This is a genomic window from Nocardia sp. CWNU-33, from assembly GCF_046764895.1.
GTDB lineage: Bacteria > Actinomycetota > Actinomycetes > Mycobacteriales > Mycobacteriaceae > Nocardia.
The window spans coordinates 214,637-236,286 of the sequence record NZ_JBKOQN010000008.1; the positions used below are offsets into that span (position 1 = coordinate 214,637).

Below are 21,650 nucleotides of genomic sequence, written 5' to 3' on the forward strand. Positions count from 1 at the left end.
CGACCTTCTATGAGGGCGGCGAGGATTCCGGCGGCGTCTATATGGTCGGCGAGAACCCCCGAACAGCAGCTCTTCCCCGCCCTGCGCTGGCTTCGGGCGGAACACGGCATCCGGCGCTGGTGCGTGATCGGCAACGACTATGTGTGGCCCCGCGAAACTGCGCGAGCCACCAAGGAATTCGCGGCGAGGACCGATATCGAGATAGTCGGCGAGAGCTATATCCCGCTCGGCGGACGCAACTTCCGAAGCGCGCTCGACCTGATCGAACGCTCTCCCGCGCAAGGGGTTCTGGTCTTCATGGTCGGCGCCGACTGCGCCGCCTTCAACGAGGCCTTCGCCAGGGCGGGCCTGGACGAGCACCGGCTGCGGCTGAGCATGATGATCGGCGAAGATGTGCTGTACGCGGGCGGCCCCGAGAGTACCCACGGCCTGTACACCGCCAGTGGCTATTTCGAGAGCGTGGTCTCCGCCGAGAGCATGGACTTCGGCGCGAGATATCTCCGGCGGTTCGGCGCGTTCGCGCCTGCGCTGAACAATATCGGCGAATCCTGCTACGAGGGCATGCTGTTGTTCGCAGCCCTGGCCGAGACCGCCCGCAGCCTCGATCTGCGTGCCATCGAAAGCCGTTCCGCCGGTGTCAGTTACGGCGGTCCACGCGGTGAGGTCCGAGTCCGTGGCGCCCACACCACCCAACCGGTCTACCTCGCCGGCGCGGACGCACTCGACTTCGACGTGCTGGCCGAACTGACGAGCTGATCCAGAACGGTCCCGACGACTCCACAATCAGGGGTGGCCGACCGCGCCGATCTCGGCGCGCAGATCGGTGGGATCGGTGTTGGCCCCGCACAGGATCACGCCGACCCGCTCGCCTCGGCCAGGCCGATACGCGCCGGTCGAGAGCGCCGCAAGGGCCGTCGCCGAGCCGTGCTCGACCACGAGACCGTAACCCTCCCACAGAGATCGGCGGGCCCGGATGATCGCGTCGTCGTCGACGACCACCGACCGCGCGTCCGCGCTTCTGGCCCAGGACAGGGCAGCGGCGGAAATGCGGGTCGCGCCAAGAGAATCCGCGGCAATCGAGTCGATGTCCACATCCAGGACGGCGTCCGCGGCCAGCGCCGCATGCAGCGCGCAACTGCCCTCGGGCTCCGCGCCGACCACTCTGATACCGCGACCGTCGGCGACCGCGGCGACACCGGAGAACATGCCGCCCGCACCGACCGCGAGCACGATCGTGTCCAATTTCGGTATGGCGTTGAGGCATTCGAGCAGGATCGTGCCCGCGCCTGCCGAGGTCAGATTGTCGTCGAAGGTGTAGGCGTCGATCGCGCCGGTGCGCGCCATGAACAGACCCGCGTTGTCCTGCGCCTGCTCCTGGGTCCGGCCGAAAACGCGTACATCGGCGCCCAGTGCGCGCAGCCGATCGACCCTCGCCTTCGCTGCCGACTCCGCGAGGAAGATGGTGGCCGGAATACCGAACATTCGGGCCGCCCAAGCGAATCCGATGTCGGCATTGCGGCCGGTGGCCGAAACGATGCCCGCGTCGGGCACCGTGCCCGCAGCAAGCATGGCGGCGAGCAGATTGGCCGCACCCCGCGCCTTGAACGAGCCGGTGTGTTGCATGAATTCGAGCCCGAGGAAAACCTCCGCGCCGGGGGCATACTCCGGGCCTGCTTCCATCACCGTGAGCGGTCGCACCAGCCCGGCGATTCGCTCGGCAGCAGCTTCTACATCCACCAGGGACGGGGTACAGATACCGATCACCCGGCAGCCTCCTCACGATCTATGGCCCCGTCGGGGACGTTAGACATGGAGGACGCCGGGCGGTATCGGGCATCTGCCCTAATTTGCCGAAGACTGCACCGTCCCCGACCTGTTCCGATCGGCGACAGCACAGCCAAAACTACTATTTGGAAGTATCTGCGCTCCACCGATCCAGTGCAATATAGGCGGGTTGCCACTGGTGGAAATAGGCGGCGCGGACCGGCTCCGGCAGCGGCGCAAGGACCGTGTCGACAGTCCGCTCGTCGGCGCCGTCGAGCAGCCACGGAATCAGTTGTGGCGCATCCGGTCCGATCCTACTGCCATGCAGCTGGCCGAACGCCTGCCACTGCGGCAGTGTGACCGTCGCCTGGATCAATGGCAGCGCCTGCTTTTCTTCGTGTTCGAGATGCCCGACCAGGACGGTGACCAGCGCATCGACCAGGTCACCGAGGCGCTGCGCACCGCTCTCGCGATCGGCGAAGGCCGCCTCGATTGCCTCGATCAGCGGATCGACGGCGCCGTGCTCGGCTTCCATGGCGTCGAGCAGCGCCAGCTCCGAGGGGCGCTGCGCCAACGTCTCGCGCATCACCGGCCAGAGCGCATCGTCCTCGGCGGTGTGGTGGATATGCAGGGATTTGGTGAACATCCGCCAGCCCGCCGCAGTCGACAGGATCTTGCGCGGGTCGTCGTCGATCCGGCTGGTGATCTTGGCGATCTGCTCCAGCTCGCGCCGCAGCGCGTGGTGCATGGCGTACATGGTGGTCATATCGAGCGTGGCGCTCATGGTTACTCCTGATTGTCGAGCGTGAGCTGCGGCCTGGCCGGGCCGGTGGTGCCTGGTCAGCCCCAGTGGGTGCCCGCGGGTTCCTTGATGGTGGTGTTGATGCGGTTGAAGAAATTGGTGAGGGAGATGTTGAGCACGAGTGCGGCGAGCTGGTTTTCGTCGTAGTGGTCGGTGACCGCGTCCCAGATCTCGTCGGGCACAGCGTCTCCGGACTTGTCAGCGAGCCGGGTGACGACCTCGGTCAATGCCAGTGCGGCGCGTTCGGCCTCGGTGAACTCGGCGCTCTCACGCCAGGCCGCGACCGCGAACAGCTTGTCGTCGCTGACACCCGCCTTGCGGCCGGTGCCGAGGTGCGAGGTAACGCACGCGCTGCAACCGTTGATCTGGCTGGCGCGCAAGGCGACGACCTCGAGGAGTTCGGCAGCGAGTCCGCCCTGGTGAATGCCCTTGTAGATGGTGTTGATGCCCTTCATGGCGTCGGGCAGCACCATCGCGGGGTTCTTCATACGTGCGGTCATGGTCGGGTTCCTTTCGAGGGGTCGAGCTCGGACGAGTCGATCGGATCGGTGTGCGAGACCAGTGGCCAGTCGTTGGCTACTCGGCCTGCGAGGGTGAGGTAGTTGTCGAAGACGGCGAGGGCGACGCAGGCGATGATGTCGACGAGGTCCGCGTCCGCCAGCTCCGCGCCGGCCTGTGTGAGTTCCGCGTCGGTGACCGCGCCGCGGCGCCGCAGCAGCGCCGCGGCGAAGCCGAGCACGGCCACGTCCTTCGGGTCCGCGGCGGTACCCGCCCGAGCGCGATCGACCTCGTCTCGGCGCAGCCCGTTGAGGCGGGTCCCGACGAAGCTGTGCGCGGACAGGCCGTAGTCGCAGCCGTTCTCCTGGGAGACGAGCACCCCGATGCGGGTACGCGTCGCTGCCGACAGACCGCTGTCGCACAGTGCCGCGGCGAGGTCGAGATAGCCACGCAACGCGACAGGGCTGTTGGCCATCGCCTTGGCGACATTCGGCGTGATCCCGAACCGCTGTTGCGCTTCGGCGAACAGCCGTCGGGTCGCGCCCGTGGTTGCTTCCGGCTCGATCAGGGGGATGTGCGGCATGAACACACCTTCTTCGACCGAGTTGATACTTTGGCGATGCTTCGAAGATGGGTGTTCTATGGGTGGCGTGGTCGGTGTTCGTTTCACGGTCCTCGGACCAGTCGAGGTCGTGGTGGACGGTCGCGCATTGCCCGCGGCACCACGGCATCGTGCGGTTTTGGCCTGGTTGTTGCTCAATGCCGGGCGGGTGCACAGCAACGAGCGACTGATCGACGCCGTCTGGGGCATGGAGCCGCCCGGCACCGCGCGCTCGCAAATTCATGCCGCGATGACCGCGATCCGCCGAGTGCTGCGGGAAGCGGGCATCGCCGAGGCACTGGAGACCAAAGCCGCCGGATACGTCGTGACGCCCGAACCCGGGATGCTCGATCTCGATGAGTTCACCCGGCGGGTTGCCACAGCTCGGACACTGACAACACAAGATCCGACGGCCGCGGTAGCCGAACTTCGGGCAGCGCTGTCGCTGTGGCAGGGCGAGGCGCTGGCCGGTCTGAATGCGGACTACGTCGCCTCGGCGCGCCTACTGCTCGACGAGAAGCGAATCGGAGCCTTCGAGCAACTGGCCGAGATCGAGCTCTCACTCGGCAAACACGACCAACTGCTCGATGAGCTGCGGGCACAAGTCGCGGCGAATCCCTTGCGGGAGAAGCTATCCGCGCAGCTCATGCTCGCCCTGCACCGAGCGGGACGGCAGGCCGACGCACTCGCCGTCGCACGAAGCTTTCGGACGGTGCTCGCCGAACTGCAGGGGCTCGATCCGGGTAGCGCGTTCGTCGCGTTGGAACAGGCTGTCCTGCGCGACGACCCTGCGGCGCGGGCACCTGCGATCGGGCGTTCGCCGAGCGCCGCACCTACGACTTCCGATCCCGCGAGTTCTGGTCTCGCGATACCTGGTTCCGAGGCTGCTGGGACCACATCGCCGGATTCGGCACCGGACAGTCGGGCGCAATCGCATCCGGTGATCTCGGCACCGAAGCAATCGGATTCCGCGCCGCATAGTGCACCGAAATCGGGTTCGACGACCGCGGTGCAGCAGCCGGCTCCGACACTCCCAGCGTCGAGGTCGACCAGGGCGAACTTCCTCCCTTACGACATACCGGATTTCGCGGGCCGCAGCGCAGAGCTCGACCTGCTCGCCGACTCGCTCGACGACACCTCGGTAACGATCCGCGCCATCGACGGCATGGCGGGTATCGGCAAGACGGCGCTGGCGGTGCATGTGGCGCATCGAGTTGCGCGACGCTTCCCCGACGGCCAGCTGTTCATCGATCTCCAGGCGCATTCGGTGAATCCGGTGCCGGTCGCAGCGGACGCGGCGCTGGAGATTCTCTTGCGCCAGTTGGGAATTCCCGACGAAGGCATCCCGACCTCGACGGTGGACCGTGGCGCGCTGTGGCGCGCGGAGCTGGCCGGACGCCGGGTGGTCGTCGTGTTCGACAACGCCGCGGATGCCGACCATCTCCGCCCGCTGCTGCCAAGTGCCGGTGCAAGTCTCCTACTCGTCACCAGCCGCAGGCGACTCGTCGATCTAGATGGCGCGCAAGCACTTTCGGTCGATCTGCTACCCGCCGACGATGCCGTCGGACTGTTCGAGCGGATCGTCGGAGCCCGCGCGATCGCCGAACCGCTGGCGGTGCTCGATGTGCTGCAACTGTGCGGCTTCCTGCCGCTCGCCGTGCGGATCGCGGCGGCCCGGCTGCAGCATCGCCCGCGCTGGACCGTCGAGTATCTGGCCGGAAGACTGCGCGGCGAACGCCGCAGGCTCGCCGAATTGTCCACGGCCGAAAGGGGGGTGGCTGCCGCCTTCGCGCTGTCGTATCGCCAGCTGGAACCCGCGCACCGGCGAATGTTCCGCCTCCTCGGCCTGCATCCCGGCCGCGACATCGATGCCGGTGCGGCAGCGGCGCTGGCCGACAGCTCGGTCGATGATGCCGAAATACTGTTGGAAGATCTGCTGGACGCGCACGTCATCGCTCAGCACAAGCTCGGCCGCTACACCTTTCACGAGTTACTGCGCGAGCATGCCCGTGCCACCGCGGCCGAAGAAGAAACCGACGACAATCGAAACATTGCCCGCTCCCGCCTGTTAGAGCATTACCTGCACACGGCGCGCGCAGCCGTCGATCTGCTGTTCCACTACAGCACGCAACACCGTCGACCGCTGCCGGAGCCGAGCGCACCGATCCTTTCCTTCATCGACAATGCGGCAGCCGCCCGGTGGTTGGATGCGGAACGCGAAAACCTCATTGCCACAGCAGGTTACGCTGGCCAACACGGCCTGCCCGCCTACGCGCGCGACGCGGCGGAGACCCTGCGCCCCTACCTCGACGGGCGCTCCCGTCACACCGATGCCGCGCGCCTGCACACCGTCGGCCTCAGCGCCAGCAGGCAACTGTCGGACCGCAACGGCGAAGCCCGTGCACTGACCGATCTCGGCTGGGCCCACTGGCGCGACGGCGACTTCGAACAGGCCGTCAGCCGATCTACTCGGGCACTGGAGGTATCTCGCGAGATCGGCGACCGTCTGCAGGAAGCTCGGGCACTGAACACCCTCGGCAATGTCGCCTGGCGTCGCCGCGACTACGACCTGGCTCGCCGAAACCTCGAGCACGCACTGCGACTCGCGATCGAGGCCGATAACCAGGTCGGCGAAGCACACGTACGCGGCAATCTCGGCATGGTCTTCGCGGCCGCCACCCGCTACACCGAGGCCGAGGACCATCTCGACCGAGCTCTTGCACTGCACAGGGAACTCGGCAACCAACGCGGCGAGGCGCTCCTGCTCAACAACCTCGGTGTCATCGCCCGCGGCACCGGACAGTTCGAGCACTCCCTCGCCAACCACAGCCGCGCCAGGGACCTCTACCGCATGCTGGGCAACCCCAGCGACGAGGCCGCCGCCGTCAACGGCCTCGGCGAAACCGCCCGGTGCGGTGGCGATCCCAGCCAAGCCATCGCCGATCACACCACCGCACTCGAACTCGCCGACGCGGCAAGCAACCTCCCCGAACAGGCCCGCGCCCACGACGGGCTGGCCCGGGCCCATCATGCCCTCGGCCGCCTGGACGAAGCCCGCACGCACGGCAAGTCGGCACTGGAGCTCTACACCGAACTCGGTGTCCCGGAAGCCGATGACATGCACGCTTTCCTAGACTCCCTGCCCTGAATCCCGCTTTTACGGCGGCGCGCTGGATACCCGATCGGGCCGACCCCGGCGAGCGCGGATCGAATGGTGCGGCGCTCATACCTATGGCTTTCGGAACTGCTCGATCATCGCGGCGTAGCCGTCGCCGCCGCAACCATGTGCCACCGCCCTGTCGGCCGGCATCTTGACGAGTGACCCCACGGAGATCGAGGTGTTCCAGCAACGAGCACGGTTCGGGCGATCGAACCAGCACGGGCACCCGGTCGGGGGCGCCGGGTGCCTTGCTATTCGAGGATGAGCAGCGCCGATTTCTCCAGGCGGTCGGCTATTTCGGAATAGGAGGCATAACCCATCCCCGCGCGGACAAGAGCGCCCGCGTAGAGGAGTTCCAAGGATTCGACGACGTCCGGGTCGGCGTCGGGGCCGAGGGCGCGCAGTAGGCGTTTGCGGATTTCGGCACCGATGCGGGCACGCAAATGCGCGACGTCGGGGTCACGGCCCAACAGCGCGCTGGTGACCGCCCCCGACAGTTCCTGTTCGTCGGCGACGAGCAGGGCGATATTGCGCAGCTCAGCGAGCACCCGGACCGTGGGATCCGGGTCCTCGCTGACCGGCGCGGAGCTGGAAACCAAACGCCGCCAGAAGATCTCGGCGACAAGGTGTTCCTTGGAGGAGAAGTAGGTGTATGCCGTGGCGGTGCCGACGCCGGCCGCCGCGGCGACCATGCGAATTGTCATCCCTGCGAAACCCTCGCGGGCAAGGACTTCCACCGCCGCTCTGGTGAGTTTGTCGACGGTGTCGGCCTGCTTCTCGGTGAGGCGACGCCGGGTCGCCTCGAGGATGATGGACTCGCCTTCGGACATGTGTCTAGATCCTACTTGGCAGCGGCGAGGCCGGCGCGGCGGCCATAGAAGCTGCCGTCGCCGAGAGACGCGCCACTGACGTATCCGCCCGCGCAGAGACCCGAGGTGCAGCGTCCCGCGGCGAACAATCCGGCGATCGGCTCGCCCGACACGTGCAGCACCCGGGAGTCGAGGTCGGTGCGCAGACCGCCGAGGGTGAAGCCCGCGGTGAAACCGCGCATGTCGAAGGCCGCGAGCGGAGCGCCGATCGGCTTGACCCACTCGGGTTTCTTGCCGAGCAACGGATCCTTGCCGTCGGCGGCGTGCAGGTTGTACGCGGTGACCGTGCCCTGCAATGTCAGCGTCGGCAGACCCATGTCCGCCTCGAGCTCGGCGACCGTCTCCGCGGCCCAGGTCGGCGGCTGCCGGAAGAAGGGAGTGGAAGTCTCGGTGGCGAGCGCGGCCTCGAGCGATTCCTCGTCGATGATCAGATACGCCTGATTGTCCTGCTGGATGAGCGTGGCCTGCCCGATCCGTCCCGGGTAGGTGTCCTCGGGGATGTAGCGCTGGCCGCGGCCGTTGACCAGGATGCCGCGCGCCATCATCTGCGGGTCGCCGAAGAATGCGACCTCGGTGGCGTCCATGTGCGCCAGCTCGGCGCCGAGGGCCTGGGCGAGGCGGATGCCGATACCGTCGTGCTCCTCGATCGCGGCGGCGGGCCTGCCGATCAGCCGCGGCGCATAGCCCTCGATCATCTTCTGGTGGTAGGCGAAGCTGCCGGTGGCAAGGACGACACCGCGCTCGGCCCGGATGGCGATCTGCTTGCCGAACTGGGTGGCCAGCACACCGACGACGCGGTCGGTGTCATCGACGATCAATCGCCGGATCCTGGTGTCGTATTCGACGCGGACCCCGAGGCCGTCGGCGGTCTCGGCGAGCGGCTTCATCAGCATGTAGCCGCCGCTCTTCTGCCCGATGCGCTTATCCGCCATCTGCGGAACATGCCCGCGCGGTGCGGGTTTCGCGATCTCGTTGAAGGGCGCGGCATTCTCGCCGCCGGAATACATCAGCCCCTCGTCGTGCGGCGGCTCCCAGCCCGGCTGACCCCAGAACGCCTCGCGGAACGGGACACCACAGGAGATCAGCCAGTTGTAGTGCTCGACGCTGCCCTGGCAGTAGTCGGCGATCTTGGCCGTGTCGACGCCTGGGCCGAGCGCCGCGAGCAGAAACGCCTCCATATTCTCCGGAGTGTCATCGAAACCGAGTGCCTGCTGCAGCGGGGTGCCGCCACCGAGGTAGATGAACCCGCCCGCCATGGCGGCCGCGCCGCCCCAGCCGCCGGTGCGTTCCAGGATCAGCACCTCGGCCCCGGCCCGCGCGGACTCGATCGCCGCGCACACCCCCGCAATGCCGTACCCGGCGACGACGACGTCGGCCTCCTTGTCCCACTCGGAGATCGCACCGGCACGCAGTGGCCGAATTGTCGTGGCATCAGACATGTTCCGTGATCCTTACTGTTCTGCTCGGTCGGACCGTGATGCGTTGTCGAGCTGTCCCGCTCGCTCGCGCGGCAGGCGCCCCGACGGTCCTGCGCTGTCGACTACTGTGCCGTTTCGGGCGGCCCGGCGGGTCGAATCGGCAACTCGATCGCCCTACTCCGCCGCCGCGTCGGATCGCCCGTCCGCCGCTTCGGACTGCTCCGCGGCATCCGCCTGTTGTTTACGCGCTGCCTTCTTCTGCTGTCCAACGATGGTCCCCACCAGCAGGTCGAGCTTGGTGCCGTTGGGCCAGCCGACGTAATGGCAGAGGAACAGTGCGATCTCGTGCAACTGTTCCTCGGTGAGCTCTGCATTGCGCAGCGCCGCGCCGATCTGGATGCCCGCGGTGTCGATTGCGCCCTGGGCGGTCAGCGCGCCGAGCAGGATCAGTCTCCGGTCGCGCACGGTGAGCGCAGGGCGCGACCAGATATCGGCGAAGAGGTGATCGGCGGTGACGGCGAAGTGCGCGCCGGGGTAGTCCTGGAACTCGGTGCCGTAGACCTCGGCCATCTTGGCCAGCCCACGCCTACGGACGGACTCGGCCGCCGCGCTGTTCGACGGTTGATCGCTCATCGAGATTCCTTTTCTGATTGGGTAGCGGCAGCGCCGACGCCGAGTCCTGGTCCGAGTCGATCGAGGGCCAGTTCGGCGAGGGGCAGTTCGATACCGAGCCGGGCGCCCAGTTCGAGGGCGAGGGTGAGGTCCTTTTCGCCGAGATCGCGGACGTGGCCGAGGATCGGCAGCCAGAAATCGCCCGGCTCGATCGGTGCGGTGCGGTCGCGCAGCATGATCGCGCCGGGGCCGCCGGTCACGGCATCGGAATGGCGCACGACTTTGCCGAGTGTGGTGATGTCCAGCTCTGCGGCCTCGGCGAGCCGCTGTGCTTCGGTGGCGGCGGTGAAGGCGACGAAGTGGAGTAAGTTGCGGGCCAATTTCATTCGGGTGCCCGCACCCACCGGGCCTGCGTGCACGACGAGATCGGCAAAACAGCCGAAGGGGCCACGGACCCGCTGGAATGCCATGTCGCTGCCGCCGACCATGACGGCGAGCCTGCCGCGCTGCGCACCGGGCGCACCACCACTCACCGGTGCGTCTACCAGCTCGACGCCGCGCTCGGCGCACTGGCCGGCCAGCTCGACCGCGGTCCGATCGCTGATCGTGGAGTGCACGGCGACCACAGTTCCCGGTTCTGCGGTGCGCAGGATGCCTGCCGGCCCCGCGACCACAGCACGGACCTGCTCGTCGTTCAGCACTGTCACCGAGATGACGGCAGCTTGCTGCGCGACCTGTGCCGCATTGCCTGCCGCTTGCGCCCCCGACTCGAGGAACGGCTGGACCGCGTCCGGCCGCATGTCACACACCATGAGCCCGCCGGGCCACTCCAGCAGCCGCTTCGCCATCGGCGCGCCCATATTGCCGAGACCGATGAAGCCGACCCGGAATTCGGCAGCGGACCCGTTCGCTGCCTGCTCGGATCTCTCCGCACCCGCGCTCATGACCGGAACACTTGTCCGCCGTCGACATTGAAGATCTGGCCGGTCACCCAGCTCGCCTCGTCCGAGAGCAGGTAGAGACAGGCGCCGACCAGGTCCTGCGGTGTCCCCATCCGTTTGAGCGGCAACCGGTTCACCATGTCGGTGACGATCGCCTCCGGTGTCACCGCCTTGGTGGCCTCGGTGTCGATCGGTCCGGGCGCGATGGCGTTGATGCGAATCTTGGAGCCGCCCAGCTCGAAGGCCAGCTGCTGGGTGAGACCGTTGACGCCGACCTTCGCGAGGCCGTAGAAGCTGGAGTATGTCCATGCGGCCGTGGAGGATTGGTTGACGATCGAGCCGCCACCGGCGACCATCATGGGCTTCCACACCGCGCGGGTCATGTTCAGCGCGCCGTCCATGTTCACGCCCATGAACTTCTTGTAGTAGTCCCACGGCACCGTCAACAGCAGATTCAGCTTCATCTCGCCGTAGATGGCTGCATTGTTGACCAAGTGGTTGATGCCGCCGAACTCGCCGACGGTGAATTCGGCCAGCGCCGTAGCGGATTCGGGTTCGGAGACATCGACCTCACCGAACACCGCGGTACCGCCATCGACGACGATCTTCTTCGCGACCGCCTTTCCGCCTGCCACATTACGGTCGGCGACAACGACTTCGGCGCCCTCGGCGGCCAGCGCCTGCGCATACACCGCGCCGATCCCCTGTGCGGCACCGGTGACGATGACGGATCTTCCCGTGAAACGGGCCATGAAAGTCAGCTCCTCTAGTCAGGCTTGGTAGGCGATCAGCTTGGTTTCCAGGTATTCCTCGAAGCCGGCGATGCCCATCTCCCGGCCGATGCCGGACTGCTTGTATCCGCCGAACGGGGCGTCCGCGGAGTACCAGATGCCGCCGTTCACACTCAGCGTCCCGGTGCGAACCCCCTCGGTGACGCGCCGAATCCGGTCCTGGTCACTCCCCCAGACCGAACCCGACAGCCCGTACGGGGAATCGTTGGCGATCCGGATCGCGTCGTCGTCACCGTCGTAGGGGATCACCACCAGCACCGGACCGAAGATCTCCTCGCGGGCGACCGTCGAGGTATTCGCGATGTCCCCGATCAGGGTCGGCTCGATGTAGAAGCCGCGCTCATGGTTCGCGGGCCGCCCGCCACCGGTGACAATGCGACCACCCTCGGCGACGGCGATCTCCAGGTAGCGCTCGACGCGGGCCCGCTGCCGCTGCGAAATCAGCGGGCCGCAGATCGTGCGCGGATCCGCCGGATCACCGGGCACGATCCCACCCAATGTGGCCGCGGCAATCTGCACCGCGTCGTCGTAGGACGCACGTGGGACCAGCAGGCGGGTGGTGATGGCACAGCCCTGTCCGGCGTGCACACACACCGAAAAGGCCGCAACACCAACGGCAGCCGCGATATTCGCGTCGTCGAGAACGATGAACGCCGACTTGCCGCCGAGCTCGAGAAATGCCTTCTTCAGCGTGGTCGCCGCGCCCGCCATCACCGCTTTCCCGGTCTGCGTCGAACCGGTGAAGCTGATCATGTCGACCCGTGGATCGGTGGTCAGTCGCGCGCCGATCGCGTGGTCGGCGGAGGTGACGATATTGACGACGCCCGGCGGGATGTCGGTGTGCTCGGCGATCACCGCACCGATGGCCGCAGCACACCATGGTGTGTCGGGAGCGGGTTTGAGCACCAGCGTGTTTCCGGCCGCGAGCGCCGGTCCGAGTTTCGCGAAATTGATCTGGTGCGGAAAGTTCCACGGGGTGATCGCACCGACCACGCCGACCGCCTCTCTGCGTAGCACCCGGCGGGTCTTGATGCCCATCGGCTCTGCCACGCCGAGATCCGTTTCCCAGCTGTATGTTTCGGCGAGCGACGCGGAGTAGCCCAGGTCGGCGACCGGACCCTCCAACTGCGGCCCCCTGGTCAGCATCGTCGGCGCGCCCGCCTCGGCGACGGTGATCTCCCGTAGTTCGTCAACGTGGGCTTGTAGCGCGGTGCGCAGCTGTTCGAGGCAGCGTGCGCGGAAGGCGTGATTGCGTGACCAGTCGGTGTCGTCGAACGCGGTGCGTGCGGCGGCGATGGCCGCGTCCATATCGCCGCCGCCTGCGTCAGCGGCCTGGCCGAGAACTTCCTCGGTCGCGGGGTTCACGGTGTCGAACACGCCGTCGGCGCCTGCCACCAGCTTGCCGCCGATGAGCAGGCGGGATTCGGCGTTGGGCAGGAGGCTGCTCATGAAGGGCTCCGATACTGTCTGGACACGTGTACGGAATATAGTCTCGACGCCCGATAAGTCGCAAGAACATGTTTCAGATTTACCGTCCTTCGGGTAGCGATCCCCGACCTCGACGGCGATCCGGATATATCCCGGAAACCACACCACCAACAACGGACAATTACCAAAGAATCGTTGTCGTGAGCATGTCTCAGTGGTACCGTCCAGACACATGTCCAGCTATGTGTCTCTCAACGGTGATGCGACAACTTTCACCGACGAGAACTCGTTATCGAATTTCGGGACGGCGCGATGACGGCGGCCTCATTGGAACCATTGACGTTCGATCCATACGACTACCGATTCCATGAGGACCCCTACCCCACTTATCAGCGGCTGCGCACCGAAGCGCCGCTGTACTACAACGCCGAACTCGACTTCTGGGCACTGTCTCGACATGCCGATGTGACCGGCGCGTTCCGCGACAGCGTCCGCTTGTCGAGCGCCAACGGAGTGTCGCTCGATCCCGCCGCTTGGGGACCGCACGCACACCGGGTGATGTCGTTCCTGGCGATGGACGACCCACGGCACATGCGGATGCGCAGGCTCGTCTATAAGGGCTTCACGCCGAAGCGGGTCGCCGAAATGGCCGACCGCATCAAGGAACTGACACTGTCCTACCTCGAACCCGCCCTGGCAACAGGAACTTTCGACTGGATCGACGAGGTCGCGGGCAAGCTGCCGATGGACGTGATTTCCGAGCTCATGGGTGTGCCGGAACCCGATCGCGCCGAGATCCGCAGGCTGGCAGATCTGGTCGTGCACCGGGAGGACGGTGTGCTCGACGTCCCGATGCCCGCCGTGGCAGCCTCGATCCGGCTCATCGGCTACTACAGCGACATGGTTGCCGCGCGCAGGCGCTCTCCCGGCACCGACCTCACCTCGGCGCTCTTGGACGCCGAAATCGACGGCGACAGACTCTCGGACGAGGAGATCATCGGGTTCATGTTCCTGATGGTCGTCGCGGGCAACGAGACCACGACCAAACTGCTCGGAAACGCGCTCTACTGGGGTGCGAAGAACCCGGCGGAATACGCGCGGGTCGTCGCGGAGCCGGAACTGGTGACCGACTGGGTCGAAGAGACACTGCGTTACGACACCTCCAGTCAGATGGTCGCGCGCAGTGCCGCCGTCGCCATCGACCAGCACGGCCACACCATTCCGGCGGGCGCCAAAGTGCTGCTGCTGATCGGCTCCGCGAATCGCGATCCCGAGGTGTTCACCGACGGCGACAGCTATCGCATCGGCCGCACCGACAAGGCCGGACTCGCCAGCTTCGGCGCAGGCGTCCATTTCTGTCTCGGCGCACACCTGGCCCGGTTGGAAGCGGGAGTCGCACTGCGCGAATTCGTTTCGCGGGTCCGGTCCTATGACGTCGCCGATTCCGGCATCGTGCGGGTGCACTCGACGAACGTGCGCGGGTTCGCCCAACTTCCCATCGTCGTGGAGGCGAAATAGTGCCACGTTTCGAACCCCATCCCGTGCGCAGGCCCGCCCTCGTCGCCGGTGCGTCCTCCGGTATCGGCGCTGCCACCGCGGTCGCGCTCGCCGAACTCGGGCACCCCGTCACGCTCGGTGCGCGCCGCACCGACCAATGCGAGGCGCTGGCGCAGAAGATCCGCGACAGCGGCGGCGAGGCCTTCGCACACCAGCTGGATGTCACCGATCCCACCTCGATCGATACCTTCGTGACCGCGGCCGAGGCGGCGCTCGGCCCCACCGAAATCCTCGTCTCCGGTGCGGGCGACATCGAATTCGGCCCGGTCCACGACATGGCACCGGACCGGTTTCTTCAGCAGGTACAGGTACACCTCGGCGGCGCACACCGGCTCGCGCATCGGGTGCTGCCCGGCATGATCGCCCGGCGGCGCGGCGATGTCGTCGTGATCAGCTCCGACTGCGCCGTCGAGCCACGCCCGCACACCGGCGCCTACAGCGCCGCGAAAGCCGGACTCGAAGCCATGGTCGGGCAAATGCGGATGGAACTGGAGGGCAGCGGGATCCGCGCCAGCCTCGTGCGGCCCGGCCCGACCTTGACCGGCATGGGGATGAACTCCACCCCCGAAGTGATCGGGCCGATGCTGGAGGCCTGGAAAACCTGGGGATTCGCCCGCCACGGATACATGCTGCGCGCCGCCGACCTGGCCGCCGCGGTGGTTGCGGTGGTCTCCACACCGCGTGGTGCGCACCTGGTGCTCGTCGAGGTCCAGCCCGAAGCGCCGCTACTGCCGATCCCGGACAGCGCCTCGAACGAGCAAGACAGGAGCGAGCAGTGAGGATCATCGCCGATCTCGACCTGTGCCAGGGGCACGCCGTCTGCCAGGACGAGGCACCGGAAACCTTCACCGTGCCCAAGCGCGGAAAGGTGGAAATCACCGATCCGACACCCGACGCGGACACAGCCGCGGATGTCGAGCGCGCAGTCCGCTACTGCCCGACACAGGCCCTGTCGATCATTGCGGACGAGCCCGCAGCAGGCACGAAAGGAACACCGTAATGCCAGGTTTCGAACGCAGCGAGCTCGACGAGATGGTCCGGCGCTGGGTGCTGGAGAACCAGCGCTGCGAGGACAAAGGCGATTGGAAGCCGCTCGCCGAGATGTACACCGAGGGCGCCACCTACGGCTGGAACTACGGCCCCACCCAGGAATTCATGGCGGTCGGACGCGAGGAGATCCGGGTGCTCGCCCTCGGCCAGGAAATGGACGGGCTGGAGGGCTGGTCCTACCCGTATCAGGAGTTCGTGATCGACGAGCGCAGCGGCAGCGTGATCGGCTTCTGGAAACAGGTGGCCGATGCCAAGCGGCCCGATGGGCGTAACTACAGCCCGGAGGGCATCGGCGGCAGCTGGTTCCGGTACGGCGGCGACTACCAATGGTCCTGGCAGCGTGACTTTTTCGACCTCGGCAATGTCTCGCAGTTGTTCTTGCAGATGATCGCAGGCAATGCGCTGTTGCCCGGTATGCAGAAGCGGATCCAGCGATCGATGTCCGGCAAGCCACTACCCGGCTGGTACAAAGTCGGCGAAGCGCCGGTTCCCCTGTGGTGACGGCCATGTCGCGCAGCAGCTTCGACCACCTATCGAGGGCAGCGCTGGCCGCATTGCTGCCGGAATTGCTACTGTGCGGCCAACTGATCGACAGATCCGGCCTGCCGCATGCCGTCGCGGCGTTCGGCCGCGACGGCATGACGGCGATCGCCATCGAGGAGTGGCAGCTCGCCAGCCCCGTCTATACCCGTCGCATGCAACGCGCGCTCGGCTTCGTCGGCGACGATGTCGCGACCATCTTCAAAGGGCTGCAACTCGATATCGGCGCGCCGCCGCAGTTCATGGACTTCCGATTCCGCGTCGAGGACCGCGACCACGGGGAATTCTGGCTGGATCATTGCGGTGCGCTGATGGATGTCGAGCCGATGGGCGAGGATTTCGTGGTGGCGATGTGCCACACCATCGAGGATCCGACCTTCGACGCGACGGCGCTGGCGACCAACGCGCACGCCCAGATTCGGCCGATTCACCGCCCGCCGCGCAGGCCCGCCGACCGGCATCCCATGTGCGCGTGGACCGTCACCATCGACCCGGCCAATGTCGCACCACCTGCACCGCGCTATGCGGAACTGGTGGCGGCTTCCGCGGCAGCCGGTGTCGAGCTCGGTGCGATCGACACCGACGACCAGGGCCGGGCGGACTATTCCGGAGCGCTGCTCAGTGATCTCCGTTTCGCCGACTTCTCGAAATCGGCATTGGTGCGGATGGCCGACGAGGTGTGTCTGCAACACCATCTGCTGACCCTGGGATTCATGATCGCCGTGCGCTCGAGGCTCGGTGCCGATGCCACTTCGGCTTCGGCTGCTGACACCGCTTCCGGTGGTGCCGGTGGCGGTGGCGCTGCCGGTGGCCCTTCCGGCAGTGATGGCGCGATGGAGCTCGGCCGCAAGCACTTCACCGGCATCGCGGGCATCAGCTCCGAACGCATCCGTGCGGTATTCGGGCTCGGTGATGATCCCGCGGCACTCGCCGAGGTGCTGCGGCTGCATCCGGCCTGGAACCCGCTGCCCTACACCGGCGTCGAGATCACCGAGACCAGCGACACTGTCCTGCTGCATATTCCGCATCGGAGCGACGCCGTCGCCGACGGCGCGTGGCCCGCGATGATCGACGCCGACCACCTCGCGCCATTGGATGCCATGGCCAGGGGCGTGAACCCGCGCTTCGCCACCCGCGCCGTCGCCACCGACGACTACGGCTGGACCGTCGAAATGGCGCTCGCCCCACAACCATTTCGCGAGGCGACCGAGGTGACGCTCACCCGATACAGCACCGGCGCGTCCTTCACCTTCACCGACCGCGGCATACCGCTGCCGCTCACCGTGCTCTGACGCGCGCCCCGAAAGAGTGACGGACGCAGCGGGGTGGCTGGCCAAGACCGGGGCGGTGCCGATCGGCTACTACAAGGACGAGGAGAAGACCGGCAGGCTGTTCAAGACCGTCGACGGCACCCGGGTGGTGGTCACCGACGATCGAGCTCGGGCCGAGCGGGAGGGGTCGGTCACCCTGATCGGCAGCGGCAACCGGGCCTTTGATGTGGTCTATCTGCGCGAACAGCCTGGTCACGACAACGAGAACGTGTTCTAATTCGGACGTATCCGCCGTTGTCCTTGGGAGAATCCGATGAGCACAACCGAAACGACCACAGAGTCGGCGAGCACCCTGCCCGCCCGGATCACCGAGGCGTTGATCGGCAGGCTGACCGGGATGGTCGCCGCCGACGATGCCGCAGCGCCGTACCAGATGCTCGAGGTCTACACCGGAGCGGTGGTCGGCGAACTACCGCAGTCGACGCCCGCGGACATCGCCGCCGCCTACGCGACCGCCCGCGCCGCACAGAAAGAATGGGCCGCCTGGCCGCTGCGGCGCAGACTGCGCGTTTTCGAGCGCGCGCACGAACTGTTGCTGGCCGAGCACGAAACCATCGCCGACCTCATCCAGATCGGCTGCGGCAAGACCCGCCGCATGGCCGTCGAGGAATCCTGCGACGTACCGATGGTCATCAGCCACTACCTCAAGACCGCAAAGCGGGTGCTGCGGCCGGTCCGGCGCGGCGGCCCGATGCCATTGCTGACCGGCTCCACCGAACAACACCGCCCGAAAGGCGTCGTCGCGGTCATCGCGCCGTGGAATTTCCCGTTCGCGATCGCGCTGTCGGATGCGATGCCCGCGTTGATGGCGGGCAACGGCGTCGTCCTCAAGCCGGACAACAAGACCGCACTGTGTGCGCTGTTCGGAGTGGAATTGCTCTATCGCGCCGGGCTGCCGCGCGGACTGTTCCAAGTCGTCTGCGGCGAAGGCCCCGAGGTGGGCCCGACGCTGATCGATAACGCCGACTTCGTGATGTTCACCGGCTCGACCGCGACCGGCCGGATCGTCGGCGAAGGCGCGGGCCGCAACCTGATCGGTTGCAGCCTGGAACTGGGCGGCAAGAACCCGATGATCGTGCTCGACGACGCGAATCTCGACGACGTCATTCCGGGCGCGGCATTCGCGGTGTTCGCGAACTCCGGCCAGGCTTGTATGCACATCGAGCGGATCTACGTACACGATCGCCACTACGACGAATTCGTGCGCCGATTGGTCACGGCGGCAGAAGAATTGGGTTCGAAGATCGGCGCGGCCTACGACTACACACCGGAATTCGGCTCGCTGGTGTCGGTCGAGCACATGAAACGCGTCGCGGCCCATGTGGACGACGCCCGCGCGAAGGGCGCCACAGTGCTGACCGGCGGCAAAGCGCGCCCGGACATCGGACCCGCCTTCTACGAGCCCACCGTGCTGACCGACGTCACACCCGAGATGACGCACGCGACCATGGAGACCTTCGGCCCGGTGGTCAGCGTGTACCGGTTCAGCGACGAGCAAGAGGCGATCCAGCTCGCCAACGACACCAACTATGGCCTGAACGCGAGCGTGTGGAGCCGAAACCTGGCCCATGCCAACCGCATTGCCGATCAGTTGGAAGCCGGCAACATCAATATCAACGACGGCTTCGTGGCCACCTATGCCGCCAAGGCCACACCGTCGGGCGGCGTGAAGCAGTCCGGCGTCGGCACCCGACACGGTGATCAAGGCCTGCTCAAGTACACCGACACCGTGAACGTCGGCGTCCAGAAGCGTCAGGTGCTCAACGCCCGTGCGGGCATGCCCTACGAGAAGCAACTGAAGATCACCCTGACGACGCTGCGGCTCATGCGCCGAACCCGGCTGCGCTGAGCGCATCTCGTTCTATCCCCCGAGGAGGCAACCATGGCGACATTGCCGGCAGGCTTCGATTTCACCGACCCCGCGCTGTGGGAAAACCGAAGGCCGGTCGAGGAATTCGCATGGCTGCGCCGCACCGCGCCGGTGTGGTGGAACGTGCAATCCGACGACACCTCGGGCGGCTTCCGCGACGGCGGGTACTGGGTGGTCAGCAAACTCGACGATGTCAAGGAGATCTCGCGGAATCCGGAACTGTTCTCCTCCCAGGAGAAGGGATCCATCATCCGGCTGCCCAATGACACCACTCCGGAGCAGATGGCGGTGACCGGTGCGCTGCTGGTGAATATGGATCCGCCCAAGCACACCAAGACCCGGCGGGTCGTGTCGAAAGGATTCACCCCGCGTGCGGTAGAGGGTCTGCGGGCGGCGTTGACCGAACGCGCCGCCGCCATCGTGCACGCGGCCAAGAAGTCCGGCGGCGGTGATTTCGTCCAGCAGGTTGCCGTCGAACTGCCGTTGCAGGCGATCGCGGAACTGCTCGGCGTCCCGGAGGCCGATCGGCGCAAGCTCTTCGACTGGACCAATCAGACCCTCAACTACGACGACCCGCAGTACGGCGACACCACCTCGGCCTCCACCATGGCCTCGGCCGAACTGCTCGGCTACGCCTGGAACATGGCCGAGCAGCGCCGCGGCTGCCCGGCCGAGGACATCGTCAGCCAACTGGTCAATGCCGACGTCGACGGTGAGCACCTCGGCTCCGACGAGTTCGGGTTCTTCGTGATCCTGCTCGCGGTGGCGGGGAACGAGACCACCCGCAATGCCATCACCCATGGCATGAAGGCGTTCGTGGACAACCCCGACCAATGGGAGCTCTACCAGCAGCAGCGACCGCGGACCGCGCCCGACGAGATCGTCCGCTGGGCCACCCCCGTCACGGCCTTCCAGCGCACCGCGACGCAGGACACCGTGCTCGGGGACCGGCAGATCAAGAAGGGACAGCGGCTGGGGCTCTTCTACAGCTCGGCGAACTTCGACGAAGACGCCTTCGACGACCCCTTCACCTTCGATGTGCTGCGCAACCCGAACCCGCACGTCGGCTTCGGCGGCACCGGTGCGCACTACTGCGTCGGTGCGAACCTGGCGCGCCTGGAGATCGACCTGATGTTCAACGCCATCGCCGATGTGATGCCCAAGATCACGCAGGTGTCGGATCCGGTACGGTTGCGCTCGGGGTGGATCAACGGAATCAAGAAGTGGCAGGTGCGATACGAGTGAGCCTTCGAAATATTCCATTGCGCACGCTGTCCGGCGACGCGACGACCCTGGGCGAGCTCGCCGGGGACCACGCTGTGCTGCTGGTCAACGTGGCTTCGAAGTGCGGGCTGACGCCGCAGTATTCCGGGCTGGTCGAGCTGCAGAAGACCTACGGACCGCGCGGATTCACCGTGATCGGAGTGCCGAGCAACCAGTTCATGGGTCAGGAACCCGGCACGGCCGAGGAGATCCAGGAATTCTGCGCCACCACCTACGGTGTGGATTTCCCGCTGCTGGAGAAGACCGACGTCAACGGCGAGGACCGGCACCCGCTCTACAGCGAGCTGGTCGACACCGCGGACGCGGACGGCACCAGCGGTGACATCCAGTGGAACTTCGAGAAGTTCCTCATCGATCGGGACGGCAAGGTGATCGGCCGGTTCCGGCCACGGACCGAACCCGACTCCGCGGCAGTCATCAACGCCATCGAAGCGGCTCTGTAAACATCTTTCGGCCGAGCCGGAATCGAGGGTGACGCACCGCTCGACTCCGGCTTTGCTGTGTCTATGCCATGGCGAAGCGCAGCAGGGCCTGCTTGTCACCCTGCTTGATCTGGCCCTTGCGGTTGAGGACTTCCAACTGCCAGCCCGCGCCGGAGCGGAAGGCCCGTGCGACCGCATTGGCGTTGTCGTTGCCCAGCAGCGACGGCCAGATGTCGGCGACCTGTTCGGCGCTGCCGCCGGTCGCGTCGTACACCTTGAACGAAATGTTGTTGGCCTTCTCGAACGAGCTGCCCTTCTTGAAGGCAGCGGCCACGAACACGATGGCGTCGATGCCGCCGGGCACATCGGCGAAGGTGACGTGCACCGATTCGTCGTCGCCGGAGGCGGCGCCGGTCTGCTCGTCACCGGTGTGCTGGACCGAACCGTTGCCCATCGGGTCCAGGGAGTCCAGGCCGGCGAAACGCACCGGCTCGGCGCCTTGCATGAGGATGGCGATCAGATCCAGGTCCACCCCGCGTTTGCGGCGCAGCAGCCCCATCGCACCGCCACTCGTGCCCGCCGACGGATCCCAGCTCACCCCGACCGTCAGTTTGGTGATGCCGTTGAGATCCGCGGCGCCATCTTCTTTTTTGAGCGTGATCATGCGTTTCACAGTACAAGTGATCCGTATCCCGATGCGGCGCAGAATGTT

The 21,650-nt window shown here is 66.5% G+C and carries 22 protein-coding genes; 11 read left to right on the forward strand and 11 right to left on the reverse strand.

Annotated features, from left to right (window positions below):
- The first annotated feature begins 9 nt into the window (after positions 1-9).
- Positions 10-756, forward strand: coding sequence for an ABC transporter substrate-binding protein (locus ACLMAL_RS13670; RefSeq protein WP_411999400.1), 747 nt, complete (start codon positions 10-12; stop codon positions 754-756).
- Positions 757-783: 27 nt separating this feature from the next.
- On the opposite strand, the gene ACLMAL_RS13675 is transcribed toward ACLMAL_RS13670, so the two are convergent.
- The 4 genes from ACLMAL_RS13675 to ACLMAL_RS13690 form a co-directional block, all read right to left on the reverse strand.
- Positions 784-1,737, reverse strand: coding sequence for a pyridoxal-phosphate dependent enzyme (locus ACLMAL_RS13675; protein ID WP_411999401.1), 954 nt, complete (start codon positions 1,735-1,737; stop codon positions 784-786).
- A 169-nt stretch (positions 1,738-1,906) separates the two neighbouring features.
- Positions 1,907-2,548 carry a hemerythrin domain-containing protein gene (locus tag ACLMAL_RS13680; RefSeq protein ID WP_411999402.1) on the reverse strand — a complete coding sequence of 214 codons (642 nt, stop codon included), beginning with the start codon at positions 2,546-2,548 and terminating at the stop codon, positions 1,907-1,909.
- Positions 2,549-2,604: 56 nt separating this feature from the next.
- Positions 2,605-3,066 (reverse strand): carboxymuconolactone decarboxylase family protein, encoded by a 462-nt coding sequence (locus ACLMAL_RS13685; RefSeq protein ID WP_411999403.1) that lies wholly within the window; start codon positions 3,064-3,066, stop codon positions 2,605-2,607.
- On the reverse strand, positions 3,063-3,647 hold the full coding sequence (locus ACLMAL_RS13690) for a carboxymuconolactone decarboxylase family protein (RefSeq protein ID WP_411999404.1): 585 nt from the start codon (positions 3,645-3,647) through the stop codon (positions 3,063-3,065). Before ACLMAL_RS13690 ends, ACLMAL_RS13685 begins: the two co-directional genes overlap by 4 nt.
- A gap of 67 nt (positions 3,648-3,714) precedes the next feature.
- On the opposite strand from ACLMAL_RS13690, the gene ACLMAL_RS13695 reads away from it, so the two are divergent.
- Positions 3,715-6,813: an AfsR/SARP family transcriptional regulator gene (locus ACLMAL_RS13695; protein ID WP_411999405.1), complete on the forward strand. Its 3,099-nt coding sequence runs from the start codon at positions 3,715-3,717 to the stop codon at positions 6,811-6,813.
- Positions 6,814-7,076: 263 nt separating this feature from the next.
- Here the strand turns inward: ACLMAL_RS13695 and ACLMAL_RS13700 are convergent, their stop codons facing one another.
- The 6 genes from ACLMAL_RS13700 to ACLMAL_RS13725 form a co-directional block, all read right to left on the reverse strand.
- Positions 7,077-7,655 carry a TetR/AcrR family transcriptional regulator gene (locus ACLMAL_RS13700; RefSeq protein ID WP_328405487.1) on the reverse strand — a complete coding sequence of 193 codons (579 nt, stop codon included), beginning with the start codon at positions 7,653-7,655 and terminating at the stop codon, positions 7,077-7,079.
- A gap of 11 nt (positions 7,656-7,666) precedes the next feature.
- On the reverse strand, positions 7,667-9,133 hold the full coding sequence (locus tag ACLMAL_RS13705) for an FAD-dependent oxidoreductase (protein WP_411999406.1): 1,467 nt from the start codon (positions 9,131-9,133) through the stop codon (positions 7,667-7,669).
- Between the two features lie 153 nt (positions 9,134-9,286).
- The gene (locus tag ACLMAL_RS13710; RefSeq protein WP_328405491.1) at positions 9,287-9,745 is read right to left on the reverse strand and encodes a carboxymuconolactone decarboxylase family protein; all 459 of its coding nucleotides are present in this window, start codon (positions 9,743-9,745) and stop codon (positions 9,287-9,289) included.
- Positions 9,742-10,668 carry an NAD(P)-dependent oxidoreductase gene (locus ACLMAL_RS13715; RefSeq protein ID WP_411999407.1) on the reverse strand — a complete coding sequence of 309 codons (927 nt, stop codon included), beginning with the start codon at positions 10,666-10,668 and terminating at the stop codon, positions 9,742-9,744. Before ACLMAL_RS13715 ends, ACLMAL_RS13710 begins: the two co-directional genes overlap by 4 nt.
- Complete coding sequence (locus ACLMAL_RS13720) at positions 10,665-11,417, reverse strand: SDR family oxidoreductase (RefSeq protein WP_411999408.1); 753 nt, start codon at positions 11,415-11,417, stop codon at positions 10,665-10,667. The genes ACLMAL_RS13715 and ACLMAL_RS13720 overlap by 4 nt, the downstream gene beginning before the upstream one ends.
- A gap of 18 nt (positions 11,418-11,435) precedes the next feature.
- Positions 11,436-12,905 (reverse strand): aldehyde dehydrogenase, encoded by a 1,470-nt coding sequence (locus ACLMAL_RS13725; RefSeq protein WP_411999409.1) that lies wholly within the window; start codon positions 12,903-12,905, stop codon positions 11,436-11,438.
- A gap of 291 nt (positions 12,906-13,196) precedes the next feature.
- On the opposite strand from ACLMAL_RS13725, the gene ACLMAL_RS13730 reads away from it, so the two are divergent.
- The 9 genes from ACLMAL_RS13730 to ACLMAL_RS13770 are packed head-to-tail and all read left to right on the forward strand — an operon-like array spanning position 13,197 to position 20,959.
- Positions 13,197-14,402 (forward strand): cytochrome P450, encoded by a 1,206-nt coding sequence (locus tag ACLMAL_RS13730; protein WP_411999410.1) that lies wholly within the window; start codon positions 13,197-13,199, stop codon positions 14,400-14,402.
- Positions 14,402-15,220: an SDR family oxidoreductase gene (locus ACLMAL_RS13735; RefSeq protein ID WP_411999411.1), complete on the forward strand. Its 819-nt coding sequence runs from the start codon at positions 14,402-14,404 to the stop codon at positions 15,218-15,220. The genes ACLMAL_RS13730 and ACLMAL_RS13735 overlap by 1 nt, the downstream gene beginning before the upstream one ends.
- The gene (locus tag ACLMAL_RS13740) at positions 15,217-15,441 is read left to right on the forward strand and encodes a ferredoxin (protein WP_328405504.1); all 225 of its coding nucleotides are present in this window, start codon (positions 15,217-15,219) and stop codon (positions 15,439-15,441) included. The genes ACLMAL_RS13735 and ACLMAL_RS13740 overlap by 4 nt, the downstream gene beginning before the upstream one ends.
- Complete coding sequence (locus ACLMAL_RS13745; RefSeq protein WP_411999412.1) at positions 15,441-15,992, forward strand: nuclear transport factor 2 family protein; 552 nt, start codon at positions 15,441-15,443, stop codon at positions 15,990-15,992. Before ACLMAL_RS13740 ends, ACLMAL_RS13745 begins: the two co-directional genes overlap by 1 nt.
- 5 nt (positions 15,993-15,997) lie before the next feature.
- Entirely contained in the window at positions 15,998-17,323 is a 1,326-nt protein-coding gene (locus ACLMAL_RS13750; protein WP_411999413.1) for a hypothetical protein, read from the forward strand.
- A 16-nt stretch (positions 17,324-17,339) separates the two neighbouring features.
- On the forward strand, positions 17,340-17,579 hold the full coding sequence (locus tag ACLMAL_RS13755; RefSeq protein ID WP_411999414.1) for a hypothetical protein: 240 nt from the start codon (positions 17,340-17,342) through the stop codon (positions 17,577-17,579).
- A 36-nt stretch (positions 17,580-17,615) separates the two neighbouring features.
- Positions 17,616-19,211: a succinic semialdehyde dehydrogenase gene (locus tag ACLMAL_RS13760; RefSeq protein WP_411999415.1), complete on the forward strand. Its 1,596-nt coding sequence runs from the start codon at positions 17,616-17,618 to the stop codon at positions 19,209-19,211.
- A 33-nt stretch (positions 19,212-19,244) separates the two neighbouring features.
- A complete protein-coding gene (locus ACLMAL_RS13765) occupies positions 19,245-20,477 on the forward strand; it encodes a cytochrome P450 (RefSeq protein ID WP_411999416.1) in 1,233 nt (410 codons plus the stop codon).
- Positions 20,474-20,959: a glutathione peroxidase gene (locus ACLMAL_RS13770; RefSeq protein WP_411999417.1), complete on the forward strand. Its 486-nt coding sequence runs from the start codon at positions 20,474-20,476 to the stop codon at positions 20,957-20,959. Before ACLMAL_RS13765 ends, ACLMAL_RS13770 begins: the two co-directional genes overlap by 4 nt.
- A gap of 61 nt (positions 20,960-21,020) precedes the next feature.
- On the opposite strand, the gene ACLMAL_RS13775 is transcribed toward ACLMAL_RS13770, so the two are convergent.
- The gene (locus ACLMAL_RS13775) at positions 21,021-21,602 is read right to left on the reverse strand and encodes a TerD family protein (protein ID WP_328405515.1); all 582 of its coding nucleotides are present in this window, start codon (positions 21,600-21,602) and stop codon (positions 21,021-21,023) included.
- Positions 21,603-21,650: the final 48 nt, after the last annotated feature.

What these genes read in the sequence shown, in the direction of transcription:
- ACLMAL_RS13775 (WP_328405515.1), bottom strand. Translation starts at nt 21,602, where the DNA reads ATGATCACGCTCAAAAAAGAAGATGGCGCCGCGGATCTCAACGGCATC.
- ACLMAL_RS13730 (WP_411999410.1), top strand. Translation starts at nt 13,197, where the DNA reads ATGACGGCGGCCTCATTGGAACCATTGACGTTCGATCCATACGACTAC.
- ACLMAL_RS13680 (WP_411999402.1), bottom strand. Translation starts at nt 2,548, where the DNA reads ATGAGCGCCACGCTCGATATGACCACCATGTACGCCATGCACCACGCG.
- ACLMAL_RS13715 (WP_411999407.1), bottom strand. Translation starts at nt 10,668, where the DNA reads ATGAGCGCGGGTGCGGAGAGATCCGAGCAGGCAGCGAACGGGTCCGCT.
- ACLMAL_RS13710 (WP_328405491.1), bottom strand. Translation starts at nt 9,745, where the DNA reads ATGAGCGATCAACCGTCGAACAGCGCGGCGGCCGAGTCCGTCCGTAGG.
- ACLMAL_RS13720 (WP_411999408.1), bottom strand. Translation starts at nt 11,417, where the DNA reads ATGGCCCGTTTCACGGGAAGATCCGTCATCGTCACCGGTGCCGCACAG.
- ACLMAL_RS13760 (WP_411999415.1), top strand. Translation starts at nt 17,616, where the DNA reads ATGAGCACAACCGAAACGACCACAGAGTCGGCGAGCACCCTGCCCGCC.
- ACLMAL_RS13690 (WP_411999404.1), bottom strand. Translation starts at nt 3,647, where the DNA reads ATGCCGCACATCCCCCTGATCGAGCCGGAAGCAACCACGGGCGCGACC.
- ACLMAL_RS13685 (WP_411999403.1), bottom strand. Translation starts at nt 3,066, where the DNA reads ATGACCGCACGTATGAAGAACCCCGCGATGGTGCTGCCCGACGCCATG.
- ACLMAL_RS13750 (WP_411999413.1), top strand. Translation starts at nt 15,998, where the DNA reads ATGTCGCGCAGCAGCTTCGACCACCTATCGAGGGCAGCGCTGGCCGCA.
- ACLMAL_RS13700 (WP_328405487.1), bottom strand. Translation starts at nt 7,655, where the DNA reads ATGTCCGAAGGCGAGTCCATCATCCTCGAGGCGACCCGGCGTCGCCTC.
- ACLMAL_RS13670 (WP_411999400.1), top strand. Translation starts at nt 10, where the DNA reads ATGAGGGCGGCGAGGATTCCGGCGGCGTCTATATGGTCGGCGAGAACC.
- ACLMAL_RS13725 (WP_411999409.1), bottom strand. Translation starts at nt 12,905, where the DNA reads ATGAGCAGCCTCCTGCCCAACGCCGAATCCCGCCTGCTCATCGGCGGC.
- ACLMAL_RS13765 (WP_411999416.1), top strand. Translation starts at nt 19,245, where the DNA reads ATGGCGACATTGCCGGCAGGCTTCGATTTCACCGACCCCGCGCTGTGG.
- ACLMAL_RS13705 (WP_411999406.1), bottom strand. Translation starts at nt 9,133, where the DNA reads ATGTCTGATGCCACGACAATTCGGCCACTGCGTGCCGGTGCGATCTCC.
- ACLMAL_RS13745 (WP_411999412.1), top strand. Translation starts at nt 15,441, where the DNA reads ATGCCAGGTTTCGAACGCAGCGAGCTCGACGAGATGGTCCGGCGCTGG.